15 protein-coding genes and 1 tRNA gene are annotated in these 24,649 nt (G+C 58.8%); 10 read left to right on the forward strand and 6 right to left on the reverse strand.

The window, feature by feature from the left end; translation table 11 throughout:
• The first annotated feature begins 102 nt into the window (after positions 1–102).
• From SX243_02375 to SX243_02405, 7 genes are all read left to right on the forward strand, one after another.
• Positions 103–178: transfer RNA gene (locus tag SX243_02375), tRNA-Phe, on the forward strand.
• A 509-nt stretch (positions 179–687) separates the two neighbouring features.
• Positions 688–4,983, forward strand: a complete 4,296-nt coding sequence (locus SX243_02380; GenBank protein ID MDY7091797.1) for a carboxypeptidase regulatory-like domain-containing protein — start codon at positions 688–690, stop codon at positions 4,981–4,983.
• A 120-nt stretch (positions 4,984–5,103) separates the two neighbouring features.
• Positions 5,104–5,976 (forward strand): hypothetical protein, encoded by an 873-nt coding sequence (locus tag SX243_02385; GenBank protein MDY7091798.1) that lies wholly within the window; start codon positions 5,104–5,106, stop codon positions 5,974–5,976.
• 74 nt (positions 5,977–6,050) lie between these two features.
• Positions 6,051–9,929 (forward strand): Ig-like domain-containing protein, encoded by a 3,879-nt coding sequence (locus SX243_02390; GenBank protein MDY7091799.1) that lies wholly within the window; start codon positions 6,051–6,053, stop codon positions 9,927–9,929.
• 130 nt (positions 9,930–10,059) lie between these two features.
• On the forward strand, positions 10,060–10,290 hold the full coding sequence (locus SX243_02395) for a UPF0175 family protein (GenBank protein MDY7091800.1): 231 nt from the start codon (positions 10,060–10,062) through the stop codon (positions 10,288–10,290).
• Between the two features lie 179 nt (positions 10,291–10,469).
• Positions 10,470–11,210 carry a JAB domain-containing protein gene (locus tag SX243_02400; GenBank protein ID MDY7091801.1) on the forward strand — a complete coding sequence of 247 codons (741 nt, stop codon included), beginning with the start codon at positions 10,470–10,472 and terminating at the stop codon, positions 11,208–11,210.
• Positions 11,211–11,332: 122 nt separating this feature from the next.
• Complete coding sequence (locus SX243_02405) at positions 11,333–12,643, forward strand: type IV secretory system conjugative DNA transfer family protein (GenBank protein MDY7091802.1); 1,311 nt, start codon at positions 11,333–11,335, stop codon at positions 12,641–12,643.
• Positions 12,644–12,674: 31 nt separating this feature from the next.
• On the opposite strand, the gene SX243_02410 is transcribed toward SX243_02405, so the two are convergent.
• The 5 genes from SX243_02410 to mobC all read right to left on the reverse strand — a co-directional run bounded on the left by SX243_02410 (position 12,675) and on the right by mobC (position 17,394).
• Positions 12,675–14,249, reverse strand: coding sequence for a hypothetical protein (locus SX243_02410; protein ID MDY7091803.1), 1,575 nt, complete (start codon positions 14,247–14,249; stop codon positions 12,675–12,677).
• Between the two features lie 54 nt (positions 14,250–14,303).
• Entirely contained in the window at positions 14,304–15,062 is a 759-nt protein-coding gene (locus tag SX243_02415) for a hypothetical protein (protein ID MDY7091804.1), read from the reverse strand.
• A gap of 502 nt (positions 15,063–15,564) precedes the next feature.
• Positions 15,565–16,137, reverse strand: a complete 573-nt coding sequence (locus SX243_02420) for a hypothetical protein (GenBank protein MDY7091805.1) — start codon at positions 16,135–16,137, stop codon at positions 15,565–15,567.
• A 38-nt stretch (positions 16,138–16,175) separates the two neighbouring features.
• Positions 16,176–17,012, reverse strand: a complete 837-nt coding sequence (locus tag SX243_02425; GenBank protein ID MDY7091806.1) for a relaxase/mobilization nuclease domain-containing protein — start codon at positions 17,010–17,012, stop codon at positions 16,176–16,178.
• Entirely contained in the window at positions 17,002–17,394 is a 393-nt protein-coding gene (gene mobC / locus SX243_02430; GenBank protein MDY7091807.1) for a plasmid mobilization relaxosome protein MobC, read from the reverse strand. The genes SX243_02425 and mobC overlap by 11 nt, the downstream gene beginning before the upstream one ends.
• Positions 17,395–19,422: 2,028 nt before the next feature.
• Between mobC and SX243_02435 the strand changes: the two genes are divergently transcribed.
• Positions 19,423–20,436: a hypothetical protein gene (locus tag SX243_02435; GenBank protein ID MDY7091808.1), complete on the forward strand. Its 1,014-nt coding sequence runs from the start codon at positions 19,423–19,425 to the stop codon at positions 20,434–20,436.
• Positions 20,437–20,620: 184 nt separating this feature from the next.
• Here the strand turns inward: SX243_02435 and SX243_02440 are convergent, their stop codons facing one another.
• The gene (locus SX243_02440; GenBank protein ID MDY7091809.1) at positions 20,621–22,438 is read right to left on the reverse strand and encodes a hypothetical protein; all 1,818 of its coding nucleotides are present in this window, start codon (positions 22,436–22,438) and stop codon (positions 20,621–20,623) included.
• Between the two features lie 669 nt (positions 22,439–23,107).
• Here SX243_02440 and SX243_02445 point away from each other — a divergent pair.
• Positions 23,108–23,713 carry a toprim domain-containing protein gene (locus tag SX243_02445; GenBank protein MDY7091810.1) on the forward strand — a complete coding sequence of 202 codons (606 nt, stop codon included), beginning with the start codon at positions 23,108–23,110 and terminating at the stop codon, positions 23,711–23,713.
• Positions 23,714–23,903: 190 nt separating this feature from the next.
• The gene (locus SX243_02450; GenBank protein MDY7091811.1) at positions 23,904–24,611 is read left to right on the forward strand and encodes a tyrosine-type recombinase/integrase; all 708 of its coding nucleotides are present in this window, start codon (positions 23,904–23,906) and stop codon (positions 24,609–24,611) included.
• The last annotated feature ends 38 nt before the right edge of the window (positions 24,612–24,649 follow it).

Below are 24,649 nucleotides of genomic sequence, written 5' to 3' on the forward strand. Positions count from 1 at the left end.
GCATTCTACAGCCAATCGGCCTCCTACCGCCCTCCCGGCAAACAGCACCCGCACCTCTTGACGTCCCTCGCCGTTCTGCATACACTCTCGCCTCTGACGGTTGCCTAGGTAGCTCAGTTGGTAGAGCACGCGACTGAAAATCGCGGTGTCGGTGGTTCGATTCCGCCCCTGGGCACCATTTCAATCTCCCAGAATCAACAGTTTGCGTCGGATATAGAGGTCCTCCTTGGAGGGCCTTTTTTGGTTTGCCTGACCACCGGACGAGCCTTGCGAGCAAGCCGGGGTGCTCGAGCCTCTTGGGTTTGTCGATTCTTGTCCCTTGGACTCCAAGAACAGGAAACGGAAATGCAGCTACTGTGAGGTCGTCCTGTAGTTGTCTGATTCTGCCTTTAGGAGCGCCTCATTTTTTAAGGTTCCGAAGTAGCCTGAACGAGCCGGGGCACGGAGCCTCAAGTGTCGATAGGGCGTCCAAGCCAACGAATGGCCATCATGGCCCGTAGAGCTAGAGAGAGTTGGGAGGTGTGTCCGATGGCTGGAAGAGAGGGAGGGGTCGTAGTGGCCAGGTGGGTTGGCTTTCTCGGTGGAATGGCGGTTCTCTGGGGGGCAGTTTTCCCTGGAGCGTTGCTGGCAAGTAACCCACTACGAGCGGCGGCCGAGCAAGCCGAGAGTCGTGAGGTTGAGGGGCGCGTGCCGATCTTCGCGGACGGCTTTGAGAGCGGCGATTATTTTGCCTGGTCTCAGGCGGTGTTTGATACGCCGGACAACACCCCACCAAGCCTCACCATCACAGCTCCAGTAGCTCCCGTCCTCTTTAACGAGCACATCGTCCCCATCGAGCTCGTTTATTCTGACGATGACTCCGGAGTCGCTCTGAACAGCTTGGCCGTCCATGTCGATGGAATTCCGATTACGAGTAGCTGCGCAATTCAAGCCGGTACAGCGAGCTGTGAAAGCTTCTATCTCGGTGCAGGGAGTCACTCGATCTCCGCATCGATCTGGGATCAAGCCGGACACCGGACGGATGCCGCCCGCTCGGTGACGATTATTCGGGACATCAGCCCTCCGGTAATCACCCTCATAACGCCCCCCGAGGAGAATGCGCTTTTCGCGACACCGACGCTCCTGGTCACCGGCACGGTATCGGACGCCGATGAAGTCGCCGATGTCTTGGTCAGTGCAGAGCCAATTCCCCTCACCGACGACCCTCCTCAGCAAGAGCGCCTCGTGCAGTCGATCCGAGGCAGGATCGAGGGCGACACCTTCTCTGGGGAGGTGCCCCTTGGCGAAGGGTTGAATCTGGTCGTGGTGCGGGCTTTTGATCGAGCCGGCAATGAGGCGGTCGTTTCGAGGTTCGCCACGCGCGACTCCACTGCCCCGACCCTCGCCATCGAGTCGCCGCAAAGTGGAGCGGTGGTGAACGTGGACCAGGTCCTGGTCACGGGGCAAGCGTTTGACGAGGCGCATGAGGTCACGCTCTCGGTCGGCGGTGTTCCTACGCCTCTGGACCTGCGCTCCTTTGCTGCGACCGTGCCCCTTTCTGAGGGTATGAATGCTGTCCTGGTCGAGGTTATAGATGAGGCCGGCAATACGACGTCCGAGACGCTTCAGGTCGAGCGGCTGACGATTCCTACCGTCACCATCACGAGCCCCACTTACGGTACGCGGGTCGGTGTAGCAGCAGTAGAAGTCCTGGGCACCGTCTCCGATCCCAACGCGAGCGTCCGCGTGAATGGCGTTGTGGCGACGACAGGTGGCGGCACCTTCCAGGCGACGATCCCGCTCAACCCCGGAGGTACCTTGATTGCCGCAGTCGCCACCAGTGCTTCGGGCGCTCAGGCGACCTCCAAGACGAAGGTCTTCCGGGATCTGAGCGCACCTCGCATCGCGGTCACCTCGCCCGCTGATGGCAGCACGGTGCACCAAGCGGCGATTCCTGTGGTGGGCCTGGTCAACGATGTGGTGCCCGGAACCGTCGATGCGGTCGATGTGAACGTCTGGGTCAACGGGCAGCCTGCGCAGGTGGCGAACCGGTCGTTCTTACTCCCGGATCTCGTCCTCTCCCCAGGGGATAACGACATCACGGTCACCGCTGAGGACGTTGCGGGGAATCTCACCAGCGAGACTGTGACCGTTCACTATGAGCCACTCGTGGGCGCGCGTATCGAGAGGCTTTCTGGAAATCTGCAAAGCGCCGTCATCGAAACGCCCGTGGGCGCTCCCCTGGTGGTCCGAGTCCTCGACCCGGCTGACCAGCCAGTTGAAGGTGCTGTGGTCGTCTTCCGCGTGGCGCAGGGCAATGGCAGCGTGGGAGCGGGCTCGCGAACCACCTCCGTGCTCACGGATGCGAACGGCGAAGCTGCGACGCCCTATCAGCTGGGAACGCGGGCCGGCGTCGGGAATCAACGGGTGATCGCAGAAGCTGCGGGTTATGTGGGCAGTGCTGAGTTCCTTGCGACGGCGTTACCCGGCCCACCGGCCTACCTCCATGTCGACGCCGGCGGCCAGCAGCGTGGTGCCGCGCTTCAACTGCTGCCGGATCCCATGTCCGTGGTGGTCACAGATGCTGGATTCAACCGCTTGCCGGGTATAGAGGTTGAATATCAGGTAGCGCAAGGTCAGGCGGTTTTCGAAGAGACAGCGACGCCGACACTCTCGATGCTCACGGACGCAGATGGACGGGCAGCAGCCCAGGTCCGCCTCGGAGCGGAAGAGGGGGTGGCCAATGTGGTGATCGAGGTCGCGCTCCCCGGCAATCCCACCGCGAGCCCCGCTACCTTCGTCGCCTCGACATTCGCTGCGGGGAATCCGGCTCTAACCCGAATCTCCGGAATCGTCCTGGACAATGCGAGCGAACCGGTTCCCGGTGTCACCCTTAGCTTGGCTGGGACCAGTCATAGCACGCAGGCCAACGAGGACGGCCTCTTCAGTCTTGCAGGGGTTCCGGTGGGCACGTTCCACCTTGAAGCGGATGGCAGCACGGCGACGCGGCCGGGCACCTGGCCACATCTGGAGTTCGAGATCACGACCATTCCTGGTCGGGAAAACACTCTGGGCATGCCCATCTTCCTCTTGCCCTTGGATACGGAGCGAGGGCTTCAGGTCTCAGCGACCGAGGGCGGAACCTTGACGCTGCCCGAGCTTCCCGGATTCTCCCTGACCGTCGACCCAGGATCCGTCACCTTCCCGGACGGTACACAGGAGGGTACGGTCAGCGTCACCCTCGTGCATGGCGATAAGGTGCCGAAAGTGCCGAACTTCGGTCAGCAGCCAACCTTCCTGCTCACGATCCAACCTGCGGGCGCCCTCTTCGATCCCCCGGCAAGCCTCTCCATGCCGAACGTGGATGCGCTGGCACCGGGTACGGTGACGGAGCTCTACTCCTTCGACCACGACCTCGGCTCCTTTGTCAGCATCGGCCCCGGGACGGTGAGCGAAGATGGGACGATGGTGGTAGCGGATCCCGGGGTGGGGATCCTCAAGGCCGGCTGGCATTGCGGTGGCAATCCAGCGCCTACCGGTACGCCCCACGACTGCCCGCAGTGCAAGGTGTGTGATGGGAGTCGGTGTGTTCCGGGGTGTGATCTCGAGGAAGGTACGGAGCCAGCACCCGTCTTGGGCGAGACTGCATTCGAGGTCGAGGGAGCGTGCCTCTGTGATGATGGGAACCCTTGTACTTTCAATGACCGCTGTGACACGGGGCCTTGTATCGGGACACACATCAACATCGATTCTGTTCTCGCCTCCGTAGACGGGGGACCTGGTCCTCTAGAACTTCCTCTCGTAGGAACCAGCACGCGCGAGGTCGAGTTTGTCTCCCAGCCTAGTCCGTCCGACCATGGCTGCCCGGACCTTCGCTATACCTGGCAAACAGGTGACGGTGGCTACTATCGGGATTCACTGACGCTGCATAGCTACTCCAGAGTGGGTACGTTCAAGCCCACAGCGACGATTACATGTGGATCTTGCCCGTTCGAGACGGCGAGCAAGACGCTCGATGTAGAGGTCTTTCCGCTTGCTATTCGTCTGGAGCAGGAGGGAGATATCGAGATCAGTACAGATGGGAAATACACCGAAGATGCGACGATTCGGGTAACGGCTGTTAATGCTGATACCGGTGAGGTAGTGGAAGATTTCCAAGGAATGGTAAGTATTGAGGAGCGACCTCGTCCACGGGTTGGAACAGTCTACGACAAGTTCGCAGGAGAGCTGCCTGCGGCAGTACAGATTACCGCTGGCGGAACCGCTACCTTTCTTGCGAGATCCCAAGTCAATCATCAGAGCGGACGCGCTCCGACCTCGGCCCTACTAACAGTACCTGACATGCCCCTCTATGGCGGGCAGGAGCTGGAGGTTGAGCAATGGGTAGATACAGGGCCAGTAGATCCCCGTTCGCAGGGTGCAGTATATGATTGGCTTGAGCATCGGCTTCGAGATTTGTTTGTGGATTTCTCTTCCAACCTGGCAGTCAATCCTGCTTTGGAAACGATCAGTCACTATGAAGTCGACGAAAATCTGTCCGCCGTAGGGCAAACTCAGCTCACTCACACACCGACCTCAGTGGTTGTGTTTAATCCTCTGGCGGCTACAAATATGAGAGTGCCAGGTACTCAGTCGCTCTCGCGCTGTAGCGACGAAGCGAGAGAGGATTTAGCGGTAACTTTGATTCATGAGGCGCGACATTCCTACCACGACTATCTGACGACTCTCGATTTGGCAGCGCCTGACGATTTTGATGGGCGTCCGAACAACGATGACGATCAGGATTGGCTTGTAGAGGTCGTGCCGGCCGGATTGTGCCCTTGTGACTTTCTAGTCGATACATCCTTGCCAAGGAATGGCTGCGACTACGAAGCAGGTAACGGAGCAGGGCTTGTCGTCGAGGACTTAACCTTCCTCGGTGATGCAATCGTGGATGATCAGATCGAGGCATTCTATGTGTGGGAGATGGATGCTGTTCAGTTCTCCATTCAGCACAGCCCCTGAGGAGGTCTAGTGAGATATTTGGCGTGTACTTTTCTTGCAGTACTTCTCGTGTGTTTGGTCTCGGCCCCTTCTGAGGCCTCAAGAATACGCCCTGATCCGATAGCTGACGAGCTGCGTAGTGTGTCCCGTCTTGCGAAATGCGGTGGGCAGTATGAACAAGGGCTGATGGCTCTGAAGGCTGCTATTGATGACCCTTCTCTTGATCCACGCCATCGAGCTCTCGCTGTGGCGCTTCTCGGCGACCTTTTTCTGGAGAGGTCTGATTTCGAGAAGGAAGGATACTTCATGATGCTTGCGACTCGGGGCCTCTCCGATCCAGATTTTGATGCGGTTGTCCCGGACTCCTTCCAGCAAGCCTCAAGAATTAGTGTAGAGAAGCTTGATCGCCCTAAAGCTCAGGAAAGCCGCCTCGTTGATCTTGTGAGTGCGCGGTTTGCTGACATTCCCATGGATCTAACAAGGGAGTGGGCAGCGAGGGAGCTTTGTGATCGGGGATCGGCGAGAGCGGAAGACAGCCTGCGGAGTGCCCTGGGGCCTCGGCTCGATGTGCGAGACCAAGAAGAAATCGAGTTATGTGGTCGGAAGGTAGCACTCTTGCTGGAATATGAAGATCCGAAGGACGCCTTTCTGATGGCGCTTTCTGAGATGCGCTCGGCGGATCTGGGCGAGCTTAATTCTCAGTCAGCAAACGAACTCCAACGCTGGGCCGTCGAAGGCCTTCTGCAACTTGATCCTGAGCTCGGTGAGAAGGAACTGCGGTCTATTGTCGCCGATTCCAATTGGAAATCGAGTGCTCGCAGTCAAGCGATCCGGAGACTGAAAGATCTAGGGTATCAGTATGAAGCCTTGGTCGAGATCGGCGTTGATCCTATGGCTCTGATCCGGGAGCGTATCTATCCACTGAGCTACTACCAAGAGCGCGGAATCCCAATGGACCCGTGCGCCAGGCCGATTCCTTTGGCCTCGGAAGCGTCTGAAGAGACTGACTCCTGAGCGCTTTGAGAAGACAAGAGCGGGCTCTTGCAGTCTCCGACCACCAGTGCAAGGACTTGGGAAGGGAGTGAGGAATGACAGTGCTGAGATGGACTGGGATCGTGCTTGCCGGCTTGATAGCGCTCTGTGCGACCGCAAGGGCAAGTGCAGAACTCGACTCCTCCTGCCTCATCAGCGCTCTGAACCGGACGGCTCCGGTGGAAGCGGACGGGACGTGGGTCTTGCCGAATGTGCCGGCGAATCTGGGCAAGGTGCGGCTGCGGGCGACCTGTATTCGAGATGGCGTTGTTTCCACCGGCCAATCCGAGTTCATCGAGGTGCCAACGGATGGGGTGATCGAGGTGGCGGAGATTCGCTTTGATGTGAGCGAGCCGGTGCCGGAGCGCCTCGTGCTCAGTGCACCGACCACTTCCTTGACCACCGCTGGACAGACCGTGCAGCTCAACGCGACCGCTACCTATCCGGGTGGCAGCGATGTGGACGTGAGTACAGCGTCCGCTGGGACCACCTATCGCTCCAGCATGGCGACGGTGGCAAGCGTGGATCCCGATGGACTCGTCACCGCGGCAGCCAGCGGTACGGTCCTCGTGAGCGCGGTCAACGAGGGAGCGCTGGGGCTCTTGCGGCTATCTGTCGTGCTCTCAGGGGACAGCGATGGCGATGGGCTGCCGGATGATTTCGAGCTCGCTAACGGGCTCGATCCCAACAATCCCGACGATGCGTTGCTCGACCATGACCAGGATGGGTTCTCCACCCTGGAGGAGTACCAGCAAGGGCTCGATCCCTTCGATAGCGATACGGACGATGACCAGCTGCTCGACGGCGCCGAGGTCGGGACCTGGGGCACCAATCCCCTCCTCTTCGATACTGACGGCGACGGCCTCTCGGACGGCCTCGAGGTGGCGACGGGGAGTGACCCGCTGGACCGGCTGAGCTTCAACCTCGCTGCGGCGTTGGAGTCCATCACGGTGCTGCCGGACAGCTTCACCATCATCTACAACACGATTCTCGGCGAAGCCTCCCGGCAGCTGACGGTGACCGGACAGCTCATCGACGGCAACCAGCTCGACATCACCTCGGACTTTTACGGCACCTCCTACACCTCGGACGATCTGCTCGTGGCCAATTTCGGGGCGGAGCCCGGGCGTGTTTTTGCCGGGGAGGACGGCGTCACCACCGTCACCGCGACCTGTAGCGGGTTCAGCGCTCAGGCAGATGTCACGGTGGAGAGCTTCGCGCCCATTGCTCTTTCCTTCCTGGCGCTCGGTGGAACGCCGCGGGCGGTGGCCCTGGACGGGACTCACGCCTACGCTGCCATGGGGCGCCCGGGACTCAAGATCGTCGATGTCAGCGACCCTGAGCTTCCCTTCGAGGCTGCTCGCATCTATGTCTCCTCCCCGCCGCCCTTCCGGGAGTACCGCGCGGTTTCCGATGTCGCGGTGCAGGACGGCATGGCCTATGTCGCAGCGGACGGACTGGCCGTGATCGATGTGACCGTGCCGGCCGCTCCAGTGCAGATTGCCTTCCTCTTGCCACCGGACATGAGCGCAGAGTCGGTGGCCGTTCGGGGGCATCGAGTGCTCGTCGGCGGGAGTGGCTTCCAGGGAGACCCGGGAGCCCTTGCCCTTATCGATATCAGCGACCCCGTGACCCCAGTGCTTCTCGGAATGGTCGGCCTGCCCGGGCAAGTCGAGGATGTGCTCTTTGCAGGGCAGTACGCGATTGCCGCGACGGGCTCTGCCGGCGTTCAGGTGGTCGATCTGGCGAACGAAGCGGCACCCGAGGTGGTCGGCTCAACGCATACCCGCTCGAATAGTCGCTCCAGTGCGGTGGGGCTGGCGCTCGCGGGCGAGCAGGTCCTGGTGGCTGACGGTGGCCGGTACGGACTGCCAGGCGAAAAGCCGGGTGGGCTCCGCGTGATCGATCTGGCCGACCCGGCCAATCCCGCCCTCGTAGGGAGCACGAACAATCAGTTCGGTCTGACCGCTGTCGCTTGGGATGGCACGCTAGCGCTCGCTGCGGACTACTTCTTCGTCAATGGCGTGCCGGTCTTCCGCTTGGGGGAGACGGCGCCGCTGTGGACCGGCCTGGTGGACTTTTCCGGGCCGCCCAGTGGGCGAGACGACAACGGAGTCGATCTGGCGGTCGGGGGAGGGTTGGTGTACCTGGTCGGCAATGAAGGCTCCACCGGTTCAGGAGGGCTTCATATCGGTCGCTACCTGATTCCCTTCGACGCCGAAGGCGTTCCGCCAACGGTGACCTTGACGGCTCCCGCCGAGGGAACGTTGGTGCCGGAGCGGCAGTGGGTCCAGGTCGCAGCGGATGCCAGCGATGACATCTTCGTGCAGTCCGTGACGTTCTCGCTGGACGGTCAGCCGGTGCGGGAGGACTTCGCGCCGCCGTATAGCGCCCGTATTCCGGTTCCGGCCGGCGTGGCCTCTGTCACTGTGACAGCGCAAGCCCGGGACGCTGGGGGCAATGTGTCGCCGGTTGCTTCAGTCGAGCTCGGCATTGAGCCCAACAGCGCACCCGTTGCCACGATTCTGGCGCCTCAGGACGGTTTGGGGGTGCAGGGGGGCGAGGTGATCTCCACGGTCGTCCAGGCGACGGACGATGTCGAGGTGGATCGGGTGGAGTTCTATGTCGATGGAGCGCTGGTTGGAACCGATGATCGTGGCCCCTCCTACCAGACCTTTCTGAATCTCGGATCCGCCCCTGGTACCTACCAACTCACTGCTCTTGCCTACGACGACGTTGGTCCCTCCGCGCCTGCGGGTCCGGTCTCGCTCGTTGTCGTGCCGGACGATCCGCCACAGGCCCAGGTACTGGAGCCGGCGGAAGGGGCTGAAGTCATCGCCTTCTCCTTGATCGATGTCCTCGCAGGAGCCAGTGATGCCGTGGGGATCGACCGCGTGGACTTCTACCAGGATGGCGCCCTGGTTGGCTCCGACTTTTCCGGGCCGGACTACCGAGCGACGCTCGCGACGCCGGGGCCCGGAGCGGTGTTGGAGCTCTGGGTAGTGGCCTACGACACCGCTGGGCAGGAGACGATGTCGACGGTCAACGAGGTCACAGTGGTCGCCGATCCGTTGACGGCAGTGACGGGCGTGGTCGTGGGGCTCGCAGATGAGCCCTTCGCTAGCGCCACCGTCTCTGCGCGAACGAATGAGGGCACGACCGTCAGCGGAATGAGCGATAGCAGCGGAGAGTTTCTCGTGGAGCAGGTCCCTGCGGCTCAGGGAGATCTCTCGGTCTCGGTCGTCGCGCTGCAAGATGGGGAAGAGCTGCGGGCGAGCTTGCCGGAGCCGGTCTCGCCGGCAGCGGGGGGCGTCGTGGACGTAGGCGTCCTCGCGCTGTACTACGCAGTGCCGGGCACGCTGCTACGAGGTGTGGTCGAGGATGACGCAGGGAATCCTGTGCCCGATGCTCAGGTGGCGGTGCATGATCGTTTCCAGCGCCAAGAAACCATCACGGACAGCTCCGGAGAGTTCGTCTTCTCGCGCTTCCCGGTGTATCCGGGAACCCGCTTCTATCTCTCCGCCGAAGCGACCCTGAGCAGTGTGCTCTACCGAGGGAAACTGCCCAATGTCATTCCCAATCCCATCGGCGATACCGATGCCGGCGTGCTGACCCTCGCGCCCGAGGCCGGCGGTGATCCGCTGACTACGGCGATGGGTACCGTTCTGGACGAGGAAGGAGCCCCACTGCCGGACTTCGAAGTCGTGGTGACCTCCGACAGCGTCCTTGTGGTGACGATGACAGATGCAAGCGGTCAGTACACGGTGCCGGATCTGCCGGCTCTAGATGGCGGCCTCGTCGCTGCGGCCAGCGGGGTCGTCGATGGACAGTCCTATCGCGAGGCGACCGAGGATCCTGCGGCACCTGTACCTGGTGGGACGACAGTCCTCGATACGCTCTATCCCTTTGGCGAGGACGGTGGGGGTGATGGATAGCTCGGAGACGCGAGTGAGCCGGGGATTCTCTTAGGCAGGGTGTTCCGCCTCGACAGGCTGTTGTCTTCCTTAGCGGTGTCTGTCGGCTGTCTACGCTAGGGTTATGGCTGCATCTTCCGAGGCCCCACCAATGGCGACCCTGACCATCGAGCTGGCTTCCATTCCGCCGGTGCTCAACGATCCGGAGTTCACGCGCTATCTGATCGCCGGATCGCTCTACACCAAGGGCCTGCTCTCCGGAGAGCAGGCGCGGCAGTTGACGGGCGACGTACGGCGCGTCTTCGAGGAGAAGATGGCTACCTATGGGTTCCCGATCATGCCGGATGCCGAGGTAGATATCCTTTCAGAGCTGAATGCCTAGGTACGGCGCTTTCGTCGCCGATGCCAGTCCCCCGACCCCTCGCTCGACAAGCCGCCCATGGGGTCGCGACGAGCGGCGCACTCTGCTGGAAGGAGAAGCACAGGATGTCGGTAAGCGAAGCCTCGGATCGTCTGTTGACTTCAGGCCCGCGGGCACTTTCCGATATAGAGCTCCTGAGCGTGATTCTCGGCCACCGGTCGGAGATGCCGGAGCAGGTCGCTGAGCACCTGCTGGCGGGACCAGACGCCTGGTCCGAGCTGGTTCTGGCCGATTCAGCGGTGCACGAACGACCAGATCTCCAGCCCGCTGAAGCTGGTGTCGTGGCGGCGACCCTTGAGCTGGGCAGACGCCTTGCCGAACGGCGCATCCCCAAACGCAGACCACTTTCGAAGCCCCGGGCGCTCACGACCTATCTCGACCTCCGCTACGGGTACCGAGATCAGGAAGTCCTCGGCGCTTTGTATTTGGACGCTCGCCACCGGCTACTCAGCGAGACGGAGATCTTCCGCGGGACGCAGAACCGTACCAGTGTTGAACCGGGACCAATCCTCCGCAAAGGGCTACTGCAGGGTGCGGCCAGCGTGGTGATCTTCCACACGCACCCCAGTGGGAATCCCGCCGCCAGCGCCGCCGACATCGCCTTCACCCGCCGCCTGGCGCAGTCGGCGGATATCGTTGGGCTCAAGCTGGTCGATCACCTCATTCTGGGGCGCGGAGGGCGCTGGATGTCTTTGCTCAAGCGCGCATGGGTCACGGGACCTCGGCGCAAGCGCAAGTCGCCGCCGCCGAAATCGAAGGCCGCGAAGCCGAAGTACCGCCATCCCGAGACCGGAGAGACCTGGGCCGGGCGGGGCAGCATGGCGCGTTGGTTGCGGCTGGAGCTGGAGGCTGGGCGGTCGCTGGATGAGTTCCGGGTCTGAGCTTCTCTGAATCGCCGTCTGACTGCTGCGAGCGCCGCCGGATATGCTCGTTTCGCTGAGATGGTGGAGTAGTCTGCTCTCACTCTAATCTCTTTGCTCTGCGCTTCCGCCTTCCCCTCCGCTTGGCCAGTTTCCTGGGCACTCCCTTTCGCTGGCTCTTCGGGATCTTCCGCTCGCACATCCACGGCGACGCCCGCTTCATGCGCTGGTGGGAGCGCCGGCGGTTTCTGCATCCGCGGCACCATGGGCTGGTGCTCGGCCGGAATCAGCGGCTCAGCCGGCAGGACTCGTTCAAGAATCTGGCGCTGGTGGCGCCGACGGGATCAGGGAAGACCACGCGGTATGTGATTCCCAACGTGTTGCAGGTCGAGGGCTCGGTGGTGGTGACCGATCCCTCCGGAGAGATCCACCAGCACACTGCGGAGCCGCTGCGAGCCCGCGGGTTCGGGATCCAGGTGCTCCAGCCGGCGAAGCTCGGGGAGAGTGCCCGCTTCAATCCTCTGATGTACTGGCAATCACCCCAAGAGCTCCGCCAGCTGGCGACGCAGCTTGGTATGGCCACGCAGGGGCGCTCCTCCGATCCGTTCTGGACGACCTCGGCGATTAACCTGCTTTTCGTGTTGCTCACCGCTCTCCGCAACGTCGAAGACCGTCGACGCCACACGCTCGGACATCTACGGGATCTCTTGAACCAGTGTGGTGCGGCGGAGGGTCAAGACTTCGAGCGCTTCATGGCCCGGTACCTGGCGATGGAGAAGCGGGTCTGGAGCGAGTACCAAGCCTTCCGCGGGCAGGATCCGAAAGTGGCCGCCTCGATCACTTCCAGCGCCCGGGCTGCGCTGGAGCTGTGGAGCGATCCGGATATCTGCGCCCTCACCAGCGAGCACACCATCGACCTGGCGGCGCTTCGGCAGCAGCGCACGGCTATCTACCTCATCGTGCCAGAGCACCAGATCCGCTACTTCGGTCCCCTGCTCAACCTCTTCTACTCCGCTTGCTTCAACCGCTGCCTGGTCAGCGGGCACGCACCTGAGGAAGAGCCGGTCTATTTCCTCCTCGATGAGTTCGGGAACCTCGGCTACGTTCACAACTTCGCTAGCGTCATCACCACCCTGCGCAAGCGACGGTGCTCCATCAGCCTGATCCTCCAGGATCTGTCCCAACTCCGTGCCATCTACGGCCCCGACGAAGCCCGCACCATCTTCTCCGGCGGCTGCGCCAATAAGCTCTTCTACGGTGGGCTCGACTTGGAAACGGCTGAGTATGTCGAGCGCGCCCTCGGCAAGCGCACCGAATACGACACCGTCTTCGGCGGGATCAGTGATCGCGCTCGGACGGTGGCGGTGCCGCTGATGACGGCGGATCAGGTGCGGAGGATGCGTTGGGGAGAGGCGGTGTTGTTGGCGGGGAAGGAGAGGCCGATACAAATCTAGACTACGGCCGGCTCGTTCGAGTTCAGTCCGGTCAGAGTGCCCTTGAGAGCATTTCTTTGAAGCGTTCCAGGGCGATAGCTATCGGTCCGGCAAAATCCCCTGCCGTGTCCTTGAGCTGTCCGAGGAGAGCAAGAATCTGCTGTACTCGATTCCAGTCCATCTCCTTCTTCTTGACCTCCTCTTCGAGCCCCTTAGCCTCGGTGAGCGCTTGCCTAGACTGCTCGCTAGGCTTACTGTCATGCCATCTTCCAATCCAGGTCTTTAGGTCCTGGATATCAGTCAAGAGGAACTCCACCTTCTCAAGGGTGATTTCTCCTCGAATGTTGTCGCCTTTGTAAACGATTATCGTCTTTGCGTGGAAAGTGTCGCCTTCGTATTTACCCCTCATTGCGCCGATTTCCTCTCTTGGTTGGTTGCTGTCAGATGACAGCTGTGGTGGAAACTTAGAAACCCATTCGGGGACTCGAAGAGGGCCGACTACTCTGGTTTGCTCTTTGCTCACCTTTGGATTACTTCGCTCGCGCTCGAGACAATCTGCGAGCTCTTTGAAACGTTTGCTGGACTCTTCGTGGCTGGAGTCCTCAGGAGCCTCGAGGAAGAAGTTCATGAATCCATGCTCTTGCTCGTCAGAGTGAATCTTCGTTGTGTTGCCGACTCTCCATATGTCGATCTCTCCAAAGCATTTTGTAATGTCGTGAAGCAATCCACGAGTGGTGTGAGCGCCTTCAGGTTCGTTGACGAACGTATAGGAGAATTGTACGCCTCGGAACCTGTGGAGCTGCCCCGGGGGTAAAATCGAAATTCGAAGAATATGGCTATGAATATCTATTGATGCAAGGGCATAGATCGTTTCGTTGTAGCAAGGGGCGCCGCAGATATTCAGTACGATGTCTCTCCAGAGAGATGTCTTCGTAATTGATATGCCACGGGCTACGCATTCACCCTCGATAAATTTATCTCGTGCTCTCCGTTCCCTTTCTTCTGGGCTGTTCGCGTGCCCCCACTCGTCGAACTCTTGGATTTCTCTAGTGTAGGTCTTGTAGCGGTAGTAGTCTCGAAGGTGCCGATAGCTGACTCGTTTAAGGTCAGGATGGTCTCTGTCTGGTGGAAATAAAAACTTATTTCTTGCTTCATGGTTAGCTACAAGAATTCGATTTTTGGCGTAGTCTGCCGCTTCTCTTGAGCGGCTCTCGGCAGTTTTGAGGCTAGCGTCCGCTGTTTCTCGCACTTTCTGGCAGTCTAGGATGATATTCCAGAGCGCAGAGCGATGTCCGCTTCGGACAACGTTCGTAGTTAGAATGTTCATTCCGACATCTTCGCTTGTTAGAATCTCCGTAATCCTCTGGAGAGATCCGGGGCGATGGCTCATGTTGACATTGAACCTTACTAAGTAAGGCCAAAGTTCTGTGCGGAATGGGCTTACTATTATGTCGTGTCGGTTAGGGAAGGTTTTGTAGTCTTCTAAGATGTCGCCGCTTTCGTCTCTTCGAGGAGGGTAATACAGGCAGTAGACTTGGCCTCCAGTCTCAATGCCGAGTGGGCGAAGAAGGTAATCCTCTATGAGGAGCTGGTTCCCTTGGATCTTAATCAAGTCACCGTAGATCATCGTTCCTTAGCTCTCCTGCCTAACGGGTTCTGTTCTTTTTTGCGGTCTTCGAGGTTACTCTGAGTTTGAGCACATCAGTTTGCCTACAAGCCTGTTTAAGAGTTCCTCATCCTCTGGAGACAAGTCCCCGAGAGCTTTCAGGCTACTTCGCAGTTTGAGTAGCTCTTCGCGAGCCCAGAAAAGCTTCTCGCTTTTTAAGTCAAGAATATTCAGGAGAAGTCGGTGTTTCTCTGACGCATCTAGTTCACGGAGAACCTCCAGTTTTTCACCTTTGTAGTACCGTTCTCTTAGATTATTCGTCTCCTTGATGGCGTTATAGATAGATCTGAGCGCTGGTAGTGCTGCTTGCATACTGGTCGAAAGTGCCGGCTCATCTTCACTTCTACTTTCACTGAGATGGGGTACAAGCTTCTCGAGTAGGGTGCCGACAAGTTCAAAGTTCTTGCTGTGGAGTAGCTGCTCTTCAGTGAAGCCTGTCCAGTAAAGAGTTTCGGCGCTTAGAGGAGGGTGAAACTCGAGCTTGCATGAGATCTGAGCAAGGCCCTGACGATCAAAAAGTCCAGTCTTGAACAAAGACAGAGCAATGTGTTTGTCGCTCCATACTTGGACGGGCTCAGGAGTGGATTCCAAGAGTCTGCGAACCTCTTGGCGACGTTCTGATACTTGCTCTAGAAGCAACTGAAGCTGATCCCGCAGGTAGGTGAGGCGATCAAGTTCCTCTAGCGCATTGTGTGCAGGGTGCGCGAGCAGGGGAAGGGCGTTGTGCTCCTGTGGGCCCGGGGCGACAGCCTCGGGGAGTTCCGATGTTGACATATTTCATTTGGGTAAAATAGCGAAGAGCTTAGAGTACGGAAGCGACTCTCTGATTGTCAAGGTTATTTTCTTTCCTGGGCGTTAAGGAGCTTGGCGAGGGACTTTGCCTGAGCAAGTGCCCGTTGCGCTACGCACTCCGGTCCATCTAAATAGGTTCCGGGTTCTACTTCTCTGGCTAGGAGTCCGGCCATCGCGAGGCCAGCTAAGAAGGTGAGCTGGTCAATCTCTGCTTTCGAAGCTGCTCGATCTTCTTGCTTGGGCATTGGGCGCTACTCGCTTAGATATTCCAATAAGTGGATATTCGCCACTCGTGCTGAAGCCGATGGCACAGTGATGTCGCTAGTTAGTGAAGGGATCGTAACACAAAAGATTCTGAAAGGTGACTGTGGCAAGGGTGGCGCTTTGAGAGAGTGATGATCTTGAGCATCGGGTGGGTCTGGAGCTCGTATTGAAGGGCTTCCGATCCGAGGCTCAAGAGTTTCTCTCTGTACCGCAGCAGGCGTCATTTCTCTTCAGAGTGGAGCTCCTTGCGCACCCAGAGCCTCACTCCCGCCACTGTCAACTCATACAGATCCACATCCAGCTCGCCTTCGACCTGCCGATACTCATACACCTGCCACGGCGGCTCATCCCGTTCGGCGTGGTGCGCGAAGCTGGAGTACGGGTTGTCGGGGAGAAGAGCGCTCAAAGGAAGATCGAGATCGTCGAGGAGATCTTCAACTACTTGGAGGGCGCTCCGGGCACGTGCTTCGCCCAGGTAGCTGATCACCAGGGCGCTGAGGGACTCGATGCGAGTGCGGAGGTTGTCGAGAGTGAGGCCGTTGAGGTCCAGGCCGTAGTCGTCGCCGTATTCCTCCAGAATGGTGAGCTGCTCGTCGAGGTCGAGGTCGATGACCAGGCACTCGTCGAGCGCCCAGTCTTCCAGGGCTTCGCGGCACTCTTCGAGCGTGGCGCGGGGATCGTGACGGAGGCGGTATTCGATGAGTTCGAGCTGGCGGGCGCAGGCTGTGTCGATAGCTTCGTTGGCAGCTGCGCTGAGATGAGGATGGTGGGAGTCGAGAGAAGCGAGGGACATGTGAGGAAGGGTGAGAGGGTAAGAAGAACGGGAGAGAATCAGCGCTCCCGGTCGCGAGATTGGGGCTTTTTGGCTGGAGGCGCACGGGAGCGGTCGAGCGAGGAATTGGGAAGCTCCGGCGCAAGCCGCCAGGCCTGACGCGCGCGCTCAAAGGTCTCGGCGAGCCCCAGCGTCGTCAGCCGATAGCGTCGACCACTGCGCAGATCCTCGACGCCGATGGTCTTGCCCCGCTGGTAGAGGCGGAGGCCCTGCTGAAGGAGGCGCTGGTAGCACTCGGCGCCCGACCATGACCGGCTGAGCTCCTGCTGGATCAGTTCACATAGGACTTGCTTGCGACTGGGCGCTCGCTCTCCACGCCGGCGACGCTCTTGTTCTGCCCGCGTCTCGTGTTGCTTGCTTCGCGAACGGGGTCCTTGCGCCAGGGAGTGGCTCAGCTGCGGATAGCGCTGCTTCTGGTACTGCTCCAGCTGCTGTTGTACCTGGCGGAACTCTCGTCTCGACAACCGCAGGCGCTGCGAGCTGCCGACGTTGTTGGCGGAGATCACCAGGTGAACGTGCGGGTTGTCCGCATCGAAGTGAGCGCGACCGTAGGCCAGGGCGTACGGAGCCCGCAGCTCCAGGTACCGGCGGGTCAGGTCTGTCAGATCCTCAGGGGCGAGCTGATCTCGATCCCCCGGTGCAAAGCTCAGCACCTCGTGGTAGAGCACGTTCCCGTTCTTGCGCGGTGGCAGGAGATGGGCGTTGTGCAGGAACTCCCGCCGGATCGCTTCGGGTGAACCGTGTCCTCCGAAGTTGTGGAGGAGTGGAGTGCTGGCTTCTTGGGGCCGGTCGATGTAGCTCAGCAGCTGGCCGAAGCTGATGCTCTTACGCGCCATCGACTTGATGATCATGAGCCTGGCTATCGCTGGGAAGTTCCTCGAGGGTCTTCTGGAGCACGCCGACCACGCGCTCCAGCGTGAGCACGAGCTTGCCAGCGTTGCGCAGGTCTTGGTGGGTGACCCGCTGGAAGGAGTTGGCATGCGCCGCCATCTGGTTGAGGTTGGTGCCGACGCGACGAATCTCCTGGATCATCTGCCCCAGGTGCTTCTGGAGAGAGTCCGGCAGCATCGTGCGTCGCTGGCAGTAGGCGATGGCCGCATCCCGTAGGAAGGGCGCGAGCTTTGCGCCGAAGCTCCGGGCGGTGGTGAGCAGCAGCTCGTGCTGGTGGGGGTAAAGGTTGCAGGTGACGCGGTGCGTGTAGGTGCCGTGCAAGGCCATGGGGAAGGGGGTGAAAGGGCAATGCCAGCACCGTATCCCCTGATGACCGCAAAACCGGTGGATTCGGCAGCCGAGACCATGAACTCGGGGGGTTCTTCCTCGAAGGAAAGGCCGTCCGTGGTCACGCGCCTGCGCGCAGAGCGCTCAAGGGCGACACGCCAGTACTGCTGTTGCCTTGCCGGCGCTGACTCTCCGGGAGCACGAAGCCGCAGAGATCAGTCTACGCCCCGAAGTATTAAGGATTTGTTAAAAATCCAGACTTTCTGGCTGCACCGCGCCGGGGGTCGAGGGGGCCGTCCCCCTCGCAAGATTAGGGCGCCCTGCGGCCGGGCAATTGGCAGCGGACTCTGTCCGGAAGCCGAATTGCAATCTTGCCCCCTCCCGAGCCTTGCAAGCGGAGGGGCCACCGCGAAGCCGGGCGCACCATGTGCGGTTCCTGGCTTGCCCGGTCGCGCGGCTGTGCCCCCAACTTACCTATTGCCTGGTTTCTACGGAGTCATCTAAAAGCCCGCTATAGGTGAACCTCTCTTCTTTGCCGAGAGATCAGGTCGTCCTCTCGCTATCTATGATCACCTGCTGTGTCGCGCATTCAGATATATCGCCCGGGAGATGCAAAATCCCAGGCCACGATTCGCTCTGAAGTCCGGCTCGAACATAGTATTCGAACAAGGTCTCCCCGTTTGGGCCGACAATACAAATTGCGATTTCCTTAGTCTCGCCGGGCTTGCCTTCGAGCCAGTTCACTTGAGCTCGCCAAGATTTCGTCTGGCGACTGATGCTCGCCGCGGGCTGCTGTGGCCAGTAGATTCGCTGACTGCCGTCTCCTTCTACGGTACATACCCAAAGCTGGAGGTCTTTAGGGAGGTGCTGAAAAGTCCCGTGGACTCGGAAAGAGCGATGTACCTTTTCGCCTGGTCGAGGAGATGTGATCTGAATCAATGCTTCCGTGTCTAGATCTGCCACTGAAGTTGATTTGCTAGCCAAGCCTGCAAGCTGATTCCGAAGGGCTTCTATCCTATGTTTTAGAAGAAAGATTACAGCCGATCCGGCTAGCAGCAGCAGTGCTACGACAGGAGGCCATCCGACCCAGTCTGAGAGGGCTTGGAGTTCCGTCAACATCTAAATCCTTCCTAGAGTAATCCCTTTGGTAGGAGGCTGGTTGCTAGGCTCATCTCCAGTGTTGCTGCTCTCAGGCTTGCCTCGTCCAAGAAATGAGACTCTTGAAAGTATTGACGCGTCACGAGGCGGCCTTTTGGCCAATACTGCAGTTCGCTCCATATATTGCCGATTATCATTGGGGTGGCCCGAACGGAAGATGTCCTGACTGTTTGGTGCTGGGAACTCAATGGCTCTGTTAGGCGGGTCGCCCCCAAGATGTAGCTTCACCTGAGGTATTAAGTCCTTGCGCCTGCTCGCAGACCATGAAACTATAGCGTAATTGGTCTAAATAGCGAGCTACGTGCCTATTTTGCGCCTGCTACGTCCTGTTCGCAGGACTGCTAAGGTCTTAGCAGCACTTTGAAAGTGCTCGGGTCCGTAACTCAGGCGAGTCTTGCACGCCGAGGCTGCGGTTGTAGCGGCGAGCGAGCGGAATTATGGACATATCTAAGGACCGAAGTGATGATTGTGCCAGGTCGAAGCCTCTTGGCTCAGGTTCTTTTCCTGCTCGGGCTCTTTTCGATCCATGGGACAGGTCTTCAAGCGAGTGAGACAGATTTCGTTGTCCCTACAAGCCGTCTCAACCTGCGCGTATGTCCAAGTGTAGACGGGTGCAGAGTTATTGAGACCCTGGAGCCAGGCCGTGTTCTAGAGGTTACCGGGGCGCAAGGAGAATGGCTAGAAGTTCTGACGGTGGAAGGTCAAGCTTCTGGTTGGGTGCACGGTGCTTATACTTCTCCTTCTGACCCCCCGTCTCAGCAACTTGGATCCGAAGAAGCGGTTGTGAATGGAGAGCCGTTCTCAGGCACCTGGCTCAACATTGCCGCTCTCTTAGTAGCCCTACTTCTAATGGCTCATATGGGATCCAATATGAGTCAAGGTCTTAGCTTTGCAAAATTGGGGATCCTCATTGCATTTAGTGGGTTACTTGGTGTTGTTCTTATACTGAATCAGTTTGGGCCGCTGCTGCAGCATTGGGTGCCTCCGTCGTTGCGGCTTCAAAAGCTAGATTTTCTTTGGGAGCCAGACCTACTCGCCGCTACTGAGGTAGGGTACACGGGCTTTCTACTGATACTGGCGGCTCTTGTATTCTCTACGTGGTTGTCTGCTCCGAGTAAAAGTGGGTGTAAGTCGTCTTTTCTCCAGGGTTTGGCTCTGGGGTTCCTGGCCGTGCCCGCGACTGCTGTGGCAGGCGCCTTGGGCTGGTTGGCCTTGAGAATTTTACTCTTCCTGTTCGTCGTTCTCGGAGTGATTCTAGTTCCTGTAGTCTGGATACTTGAGCACATAGTTGGGCCAGTGCTGCAGTGGCTTGCGACGCCACTGATATGGCTTTGGGAGAACGGTCTTAGGGATGTCGTGATCTGGCTTCTGACGCCAGTTAGATGGCTAGTAGAGACCATTCTGGCCCCAATTTCAAAATTCTTGGCAAAGTATGTTTTTATACCCCTTGGCAAGTTTGCGCTTCGAGTCTCGGTAGCACTCCTTCTACTCTTGCCGGTGTGCTTACCAGGCACGGCACTCATCAGCTCCTTCCGCACCGCGCTACGGGATCCCTTTGACTCCGTAGGCCTGTTTTCCCATGGGGTCGGGGTTGGCTTTGCACTCTTCGACTGCGTACTCTTATCGGTACTAGCTGAGGCTGGAGTGCTCACTTCGACCCCACCCTTGAGCCTCACGTTGCTCGTTGGACTGGCCTTGGTAGGTATGGCGAGGCTGCTAATTCTTCGACTGTCTGGTCTAGAAGGAGGTGAGGACCCTCCTTTGAAGGTAAAGATTTTTCTTTACCTCCGTAGGTCTTGGATCGAGGCTGTATTGAATGGCGTTCTGGGGCCAACTGTAATGATTCTTAGGATTGTGGCACTTGACTCTGATTCCTCTGATTAGAAGCCTATGTGTTGTTTTTGGCTGAGCTTTGTGTAGGTACTGTAAGCGAGGAATTGGAAGATCCCATCCTTGTATTTTCATCTACCATTGGCTAATGGGGGCGCTTGAGGGATGCCAAAGCTCTGCGGTCGTCGGTGGGCTTTTGCGGCACGTTTGGACGCGCTTTGACGCAGTATAGTCACTGCTATTGAGGTTTGATGTCAGGCATGAGGTTATAAGGAATATAGTATCCTGATATGAGCAGTGTGTGCCCGCTTTTTCCATCCTCGGGCAGGGCTAAGTCCTTGGGTACTTGGAAGGTGACTTCCTCTCCCTTTCGGAGAGTGAGGTAGTGGCCGTCGATACGGTGTAACTCACTGAGTTCGGATAGGGGAACTGCGGAGTCGGTTGGCTGAGAGCAGTCAGTGCAGATTGCTAGATAATCCAAGAAGGAGACTTCATCTTCTTCTTCTGAGAGAGTGAATTCCGTTACTCCCAGTGGGAGGGTGATTGAGTCCGTCATCTGAAACGTCCGGGTTACAGCCTCTGGGAAAACTGGTCGCAACCGAACTCTTTTTGCGTTCTTGGTGGCATAGAGGATCGGGCAGGAACCTTTTGCAAAGCCTCCCCGAACAAGGACATTGGTTGGGTCGAAGCGACGGACAGAAAGAGAAGAGCGGGCTTTTCCAAAGCTTGCTACTATATGGTCAACGCGCCAGGAGGACCCTAGAATGTAGCTGTCCGTGATGTTCTTGAAGAAGGCCTTCTGGTCCAGTAGCTCCTTCGAGACTTCTCGAGACTTGAGGATGGCCTCTCGGTTTTGATCGATTCCGAGTAGAAACTGTATCCCAACTGCGTCGCCTGGGTACTCAGCCCACCATCTCTGTGGGAGATCCCGCTCCAAGAGTATGTTCTCTGCACCCCGATCTCCATATCTACCATTCGATCCTAGTCTGAACTCGATTTGGAGGGGCACGAGAAGGTGTTCTCCTGGGAGCAGCTCTTCCAAGGGTACTTTCTGGGGATCAGGGTCGCTTGCCTCGAAGGCGTCGGTTTGTTCTTCTGGGCTTGTTAGCGTGAATGCCTTTCTTGATATAGATCTTGACAGAAGTCGCTCAATTGCCACTGGCTGATCGCTCACGTTTTCTATATCTAGAGAAAGCAGGGAGACCTCGCGCTGGAGTATATGCCCCGAGTAAGTGCCCCAGCTCTCTGAGAAGCGAGCCAGAAAAAGATCTTTTGGCGGGGAATCCACTGACAAGAGAGCGCGGGTAAGAGGGTCGTTAAGGTATTGAGTTGCTTCTTCTGGGCTTAGGGTGCCAAGAAAATAGAAGTCGAAGGGTCTAAGGGGCTGCTTGAGAATCTGGGCGCGATCATCTGGGGCAATAGTCCAGTAGGGGCTATCAAGCAGGCGTTTCTCAAGAGTTGATGCCTCTACGTTCTTGATTAGAGGGCCTGCTCTAAGGGGCCTCAAAGATCCGAATAGGGGTTCTCGCAAGCGTCGCCATTCGTCCCTGTCGACGACTCCTGGTATATCTTTAAAGAATTCTTCCTCTCCTTTATTTCCCATGAAAACATTCATGGCGTCATATGGTAGCCGATGCTCTGGCGCATGAGCACTAATGCCTCCGCGCATCTTAGTTGCGCCCTTGATGGTGTACCTGATGACCTCTTCTAGATCCTTGAAAATGTCATTTTTTAACCAGTATGGTTCGAATAGAAAACCCTCCTTCTCGGAGAATGCATAGCCCTTCAGGGCGCGATCAAGAAGCAGTAGGCCATCTAGGCGAAGGTAGGATATTCGGAGATCCCTGTCTTGTGGTCCGGAAGCCTCATCCAATTTGTCGAAGTTTGCCTTGCCCATTCTACTATTTCTTGCTGAGTCATTGGGGCAGGATCCAGTGAGAAACAAGACCAAAGAGATCGCCGGGCCGAGCACTCCTGCAATGCATCCAATATAAGTGGCTTTGGAAGGCAAATGCCATTTATTCCACTGTGTGCGTGTGGGGATGAGTTTCTTCATGAGGTTCTTTCGGAATACTTCCTGGAAGACTCAACTGACTCTCCGGTAGCAGGAAACTGAGGCTGCCCGGTAGCCAAAGGAATAGGCTCCTGATTCGACTAGTCAGCGAGACTAGGGCAAAGTGGGGTTCGCCTCTTTCCCTGAATTGTAATGCCTCTAAATATAAACCTCCTTCCCAAAGATCTTACCACTCTCCGCCAAAACACCCACTGGCGTGACCTCTTCAGCGCCCTCCAGATCCAAAAGGATCCGAAGAAGTCCAAAGGCTCGGATTGGTGGGGCAAGAGCCCCTTCCGGCCGCAGGAGAACACTGCGTCGTTCCACATGAACGCCCGGGGCTGGTACTGCCACGCTACCGGTCAGGGTGGTGGGCCAATCGAGCTTTTGCAGCGGCTGCATCCAGGGATGAGCTGCTACGACGCCGGACGTTGGCTCCTAGATCATGGTGTGAGTCGCATTGTCGAAGGAGTGCGCGAGGAAGTCGCGGCTGCTGAGAGTGAGCCGGAGGAGGAAGTCCGTGAGAATCCACCGATCCGGCAGGATCTTAGGTCGCAGCTCGCGCCCGTGCATCCCAGCTTCGAAGAGCGTGGGATTCCTGCGCAGACGTTAGAGATTCTCGGTGCTGGGTACTTGGAGCGTCCGCCGCGGAAGAGTGGTAAGCCCGATCCGATGAACCAGCGGCTGGTCTTCCAGATTCGCTCGCTCCGGTCGAACGACGCCGGCGACCTGGTGCCGGTGATCGTGGGGCATATGGGACGCGCTACCAGCGTCGAGCAGGCGGAGCAGGACGGCAAGTGGTGGACATACGGTGGGTTCCGCAAGAGTTTGGAGCTCTACAACGTGGATCTCGCGGTCTTGAATCCGGAAGCGCGGGCTCAAGCGGCGGAGACCGGCCATGTCCTGGTGGTCGAGGGCTGCTTCGATGTTGCCAAGCTCTACGCCGCGGGGATCAAGAACGTCGTGGCCTTATTCGGCAGTCGGCTGAGCGAGCGCCAAGCCGAGCTGCTGGCGACGTTAGCTGAAGAAGTTGGTGTCGAGCGCCTGCGCTTCTTTCTGGATCGCGATGAAGCTGGCCAGCAAGGGACGGCGTCCGCTCAGGAGCTGCTCCTTCGAGCGCCGGAGGAGAATCCTGGTCTCGTGGTCGACTCCTTCGACTGGGGGCAATCCTGGCAGTCTCCTGTCCGTGGAGCCGTGCAGATCCCTGCCTCGATCACCGATCCCTGCGACTTCTCTCTGGGGCAGCTGCAATGGCTGCGTGCGGAGGGCCTTCTCTAACTTTCCCTTCTTGAAGACTTCTTCTCTCCATCGAGAATTCCGGCAATACGCTCTCGCTGATCGTGGCCTCCAGCCGCGGACCGTTCGCGACATCGTGACCATCGTTGGTCGACTGACCGCCTTCAGCCGCACAGAGCGGCTCGCCAAGCTCACCACGCCGCTCATCCAGAGCTTCCTGCGGCATGGACGGATGGAGAAGGGCTGGGGCACTCGGACCTTCCGACTCTATCGCCAGTACCTGAAGGCTTACTTCGAGTGGTGCGTCCGAGCTGGCTATCTTGCGGAGAATCCCGTATCCCCCATCGAGAAGCCGCGGCTCCCTCAAAGCCTGCCGCGGTGCCTCTCTCATCGGGAAGCCCGTCAGGTGCTCTACGCTGCGCGCCACGCCTCCTGGCCAACCGAGCTCCAGCGCTGCCGCAGCGAAGCGATGGTGGCGACGTTCCTTATGACTGGTGTGCGCCGGGCAGAGCTCCTCCGGCTCGAGGTGGCGGATCTCAGTTTTCGGGCTGGGACGATGACGATCCGCGCCGGCAAAGCTCGGAAGGATCGGACCATTCCGCTCCATCCCCAGCTGGTGCCGATCCTGCTGGGCTACCTGGAGGAGAAAGGGCGCCAGAAGAGGGAGTCGCTGTTCCTGTTCTCCAGCATGCGTTCCGAGAAGCCGCTCACCGCGAAGAACCTCTACGCCATCCTGGAGCGCGTCGCCCGCAAGGCTCGCGTCAAGTTCACGCCCCACATGCTCCGCCATACCTTCGGTCGCGAGCTCGTCGAGGCGGATTTCAACGTGTACAAGCTCAAGGAGGTGATGGGGCATGCCAGCGTAGCGACGACGCAGAGCTACGTGGCGCTGTCCTCGAAGAGCATCAAGGAGAGTTTCGAGCAAACGAGAATTTATTGAGACGAAGCCGCTAGGAGGCTTCAGCCGCCAAGCCGGAC

It is taken from the genome of Acidobacteriota bacterium, from assembly GCA_034211275.1.
Classification (GTDB): domain Bacteria; phylum Acidobacteriota; class Thermoanaerobaculia; order Multivoradales; family JAHZIX01; genus JAGQSE01.

Bases quoted from the DNA above. Each gene is read 5' to 3' on its own strand.
- SX243_02395 (MDY7091800.1), top strand. From the start codon at position 10,060: ATGGCGACCCTGACCATCGAGCTGGCTTCCATTCCGCCGGTGCTCAAC.
- SX243_02420 (MDY7091805.1), bottom strand. From the start codon at position 16,137: ATGTCCCTCGCTTCTCTCGACTCCCACCATCCTCATCTCAGCGCAGCT.
- SX243_02440 (MDY7091809.1), bottom strand. From the start codon at position 22,438: ATGAAGAAACTCATCCCCACACGCACACAGTGGAATAAATGGCATTTG.
- SX243_02450 (MDY7091811.1), top strand. From the start codon at position 23,904: ATGGAGAAGGGCTGGGGCACTCGGACCTTCCGACTCTATCGCCAGTAC.
- SX243_02415 (MDY7091804.1), bottom strand. From the start codon at position 15,062: ATGTCAACATCGGAACTCCCCGAGGCTGTCGCCCCGGGCCCACAGGAG.
- SX243_02410 (MDY7091803.1), bottom strand. From the start codon at position 14,249: ATGATCTACGGTGACTTGATTAAGATCCAAGGGAACCAGCTCCTCATA.
- mobC (MDY7091807.1), bottom strand. From the start codon at position 17,394: ATGGCCTTGCACGGCACCTACACGCACCGCGTCACCTGCAACCTTTAC.
- SX243_02435 (MDY7091808.1), top strand. From the start codon at position 19,423: ATGAGTCAAGGTCTTAGCTTTGCAAAATTGGGGATCCTCATTGCATTT.
- SX243_02425 (MDY7091806.1), bottom strand. From the start codon at position 17,012: ATGGCGCGTAAGAGCATCAGCTTCGGCCAGCTGCTGAGCTACATCGAC.
- SX243_02390 (MDY7091799.1), top strand. From the start codon at position 6,051: ATGACAGTGCTGAGATGGACTGGGATCGTGCTTGCCGGCTTGATAGCG.
- SX243_02445 (MDY7091810.1), top strand. From the start codon at position 23,108: ATGAACCAGCGGCTGGTCTTCCAGATTCGCTCGCTCCGGTCGAACGAC.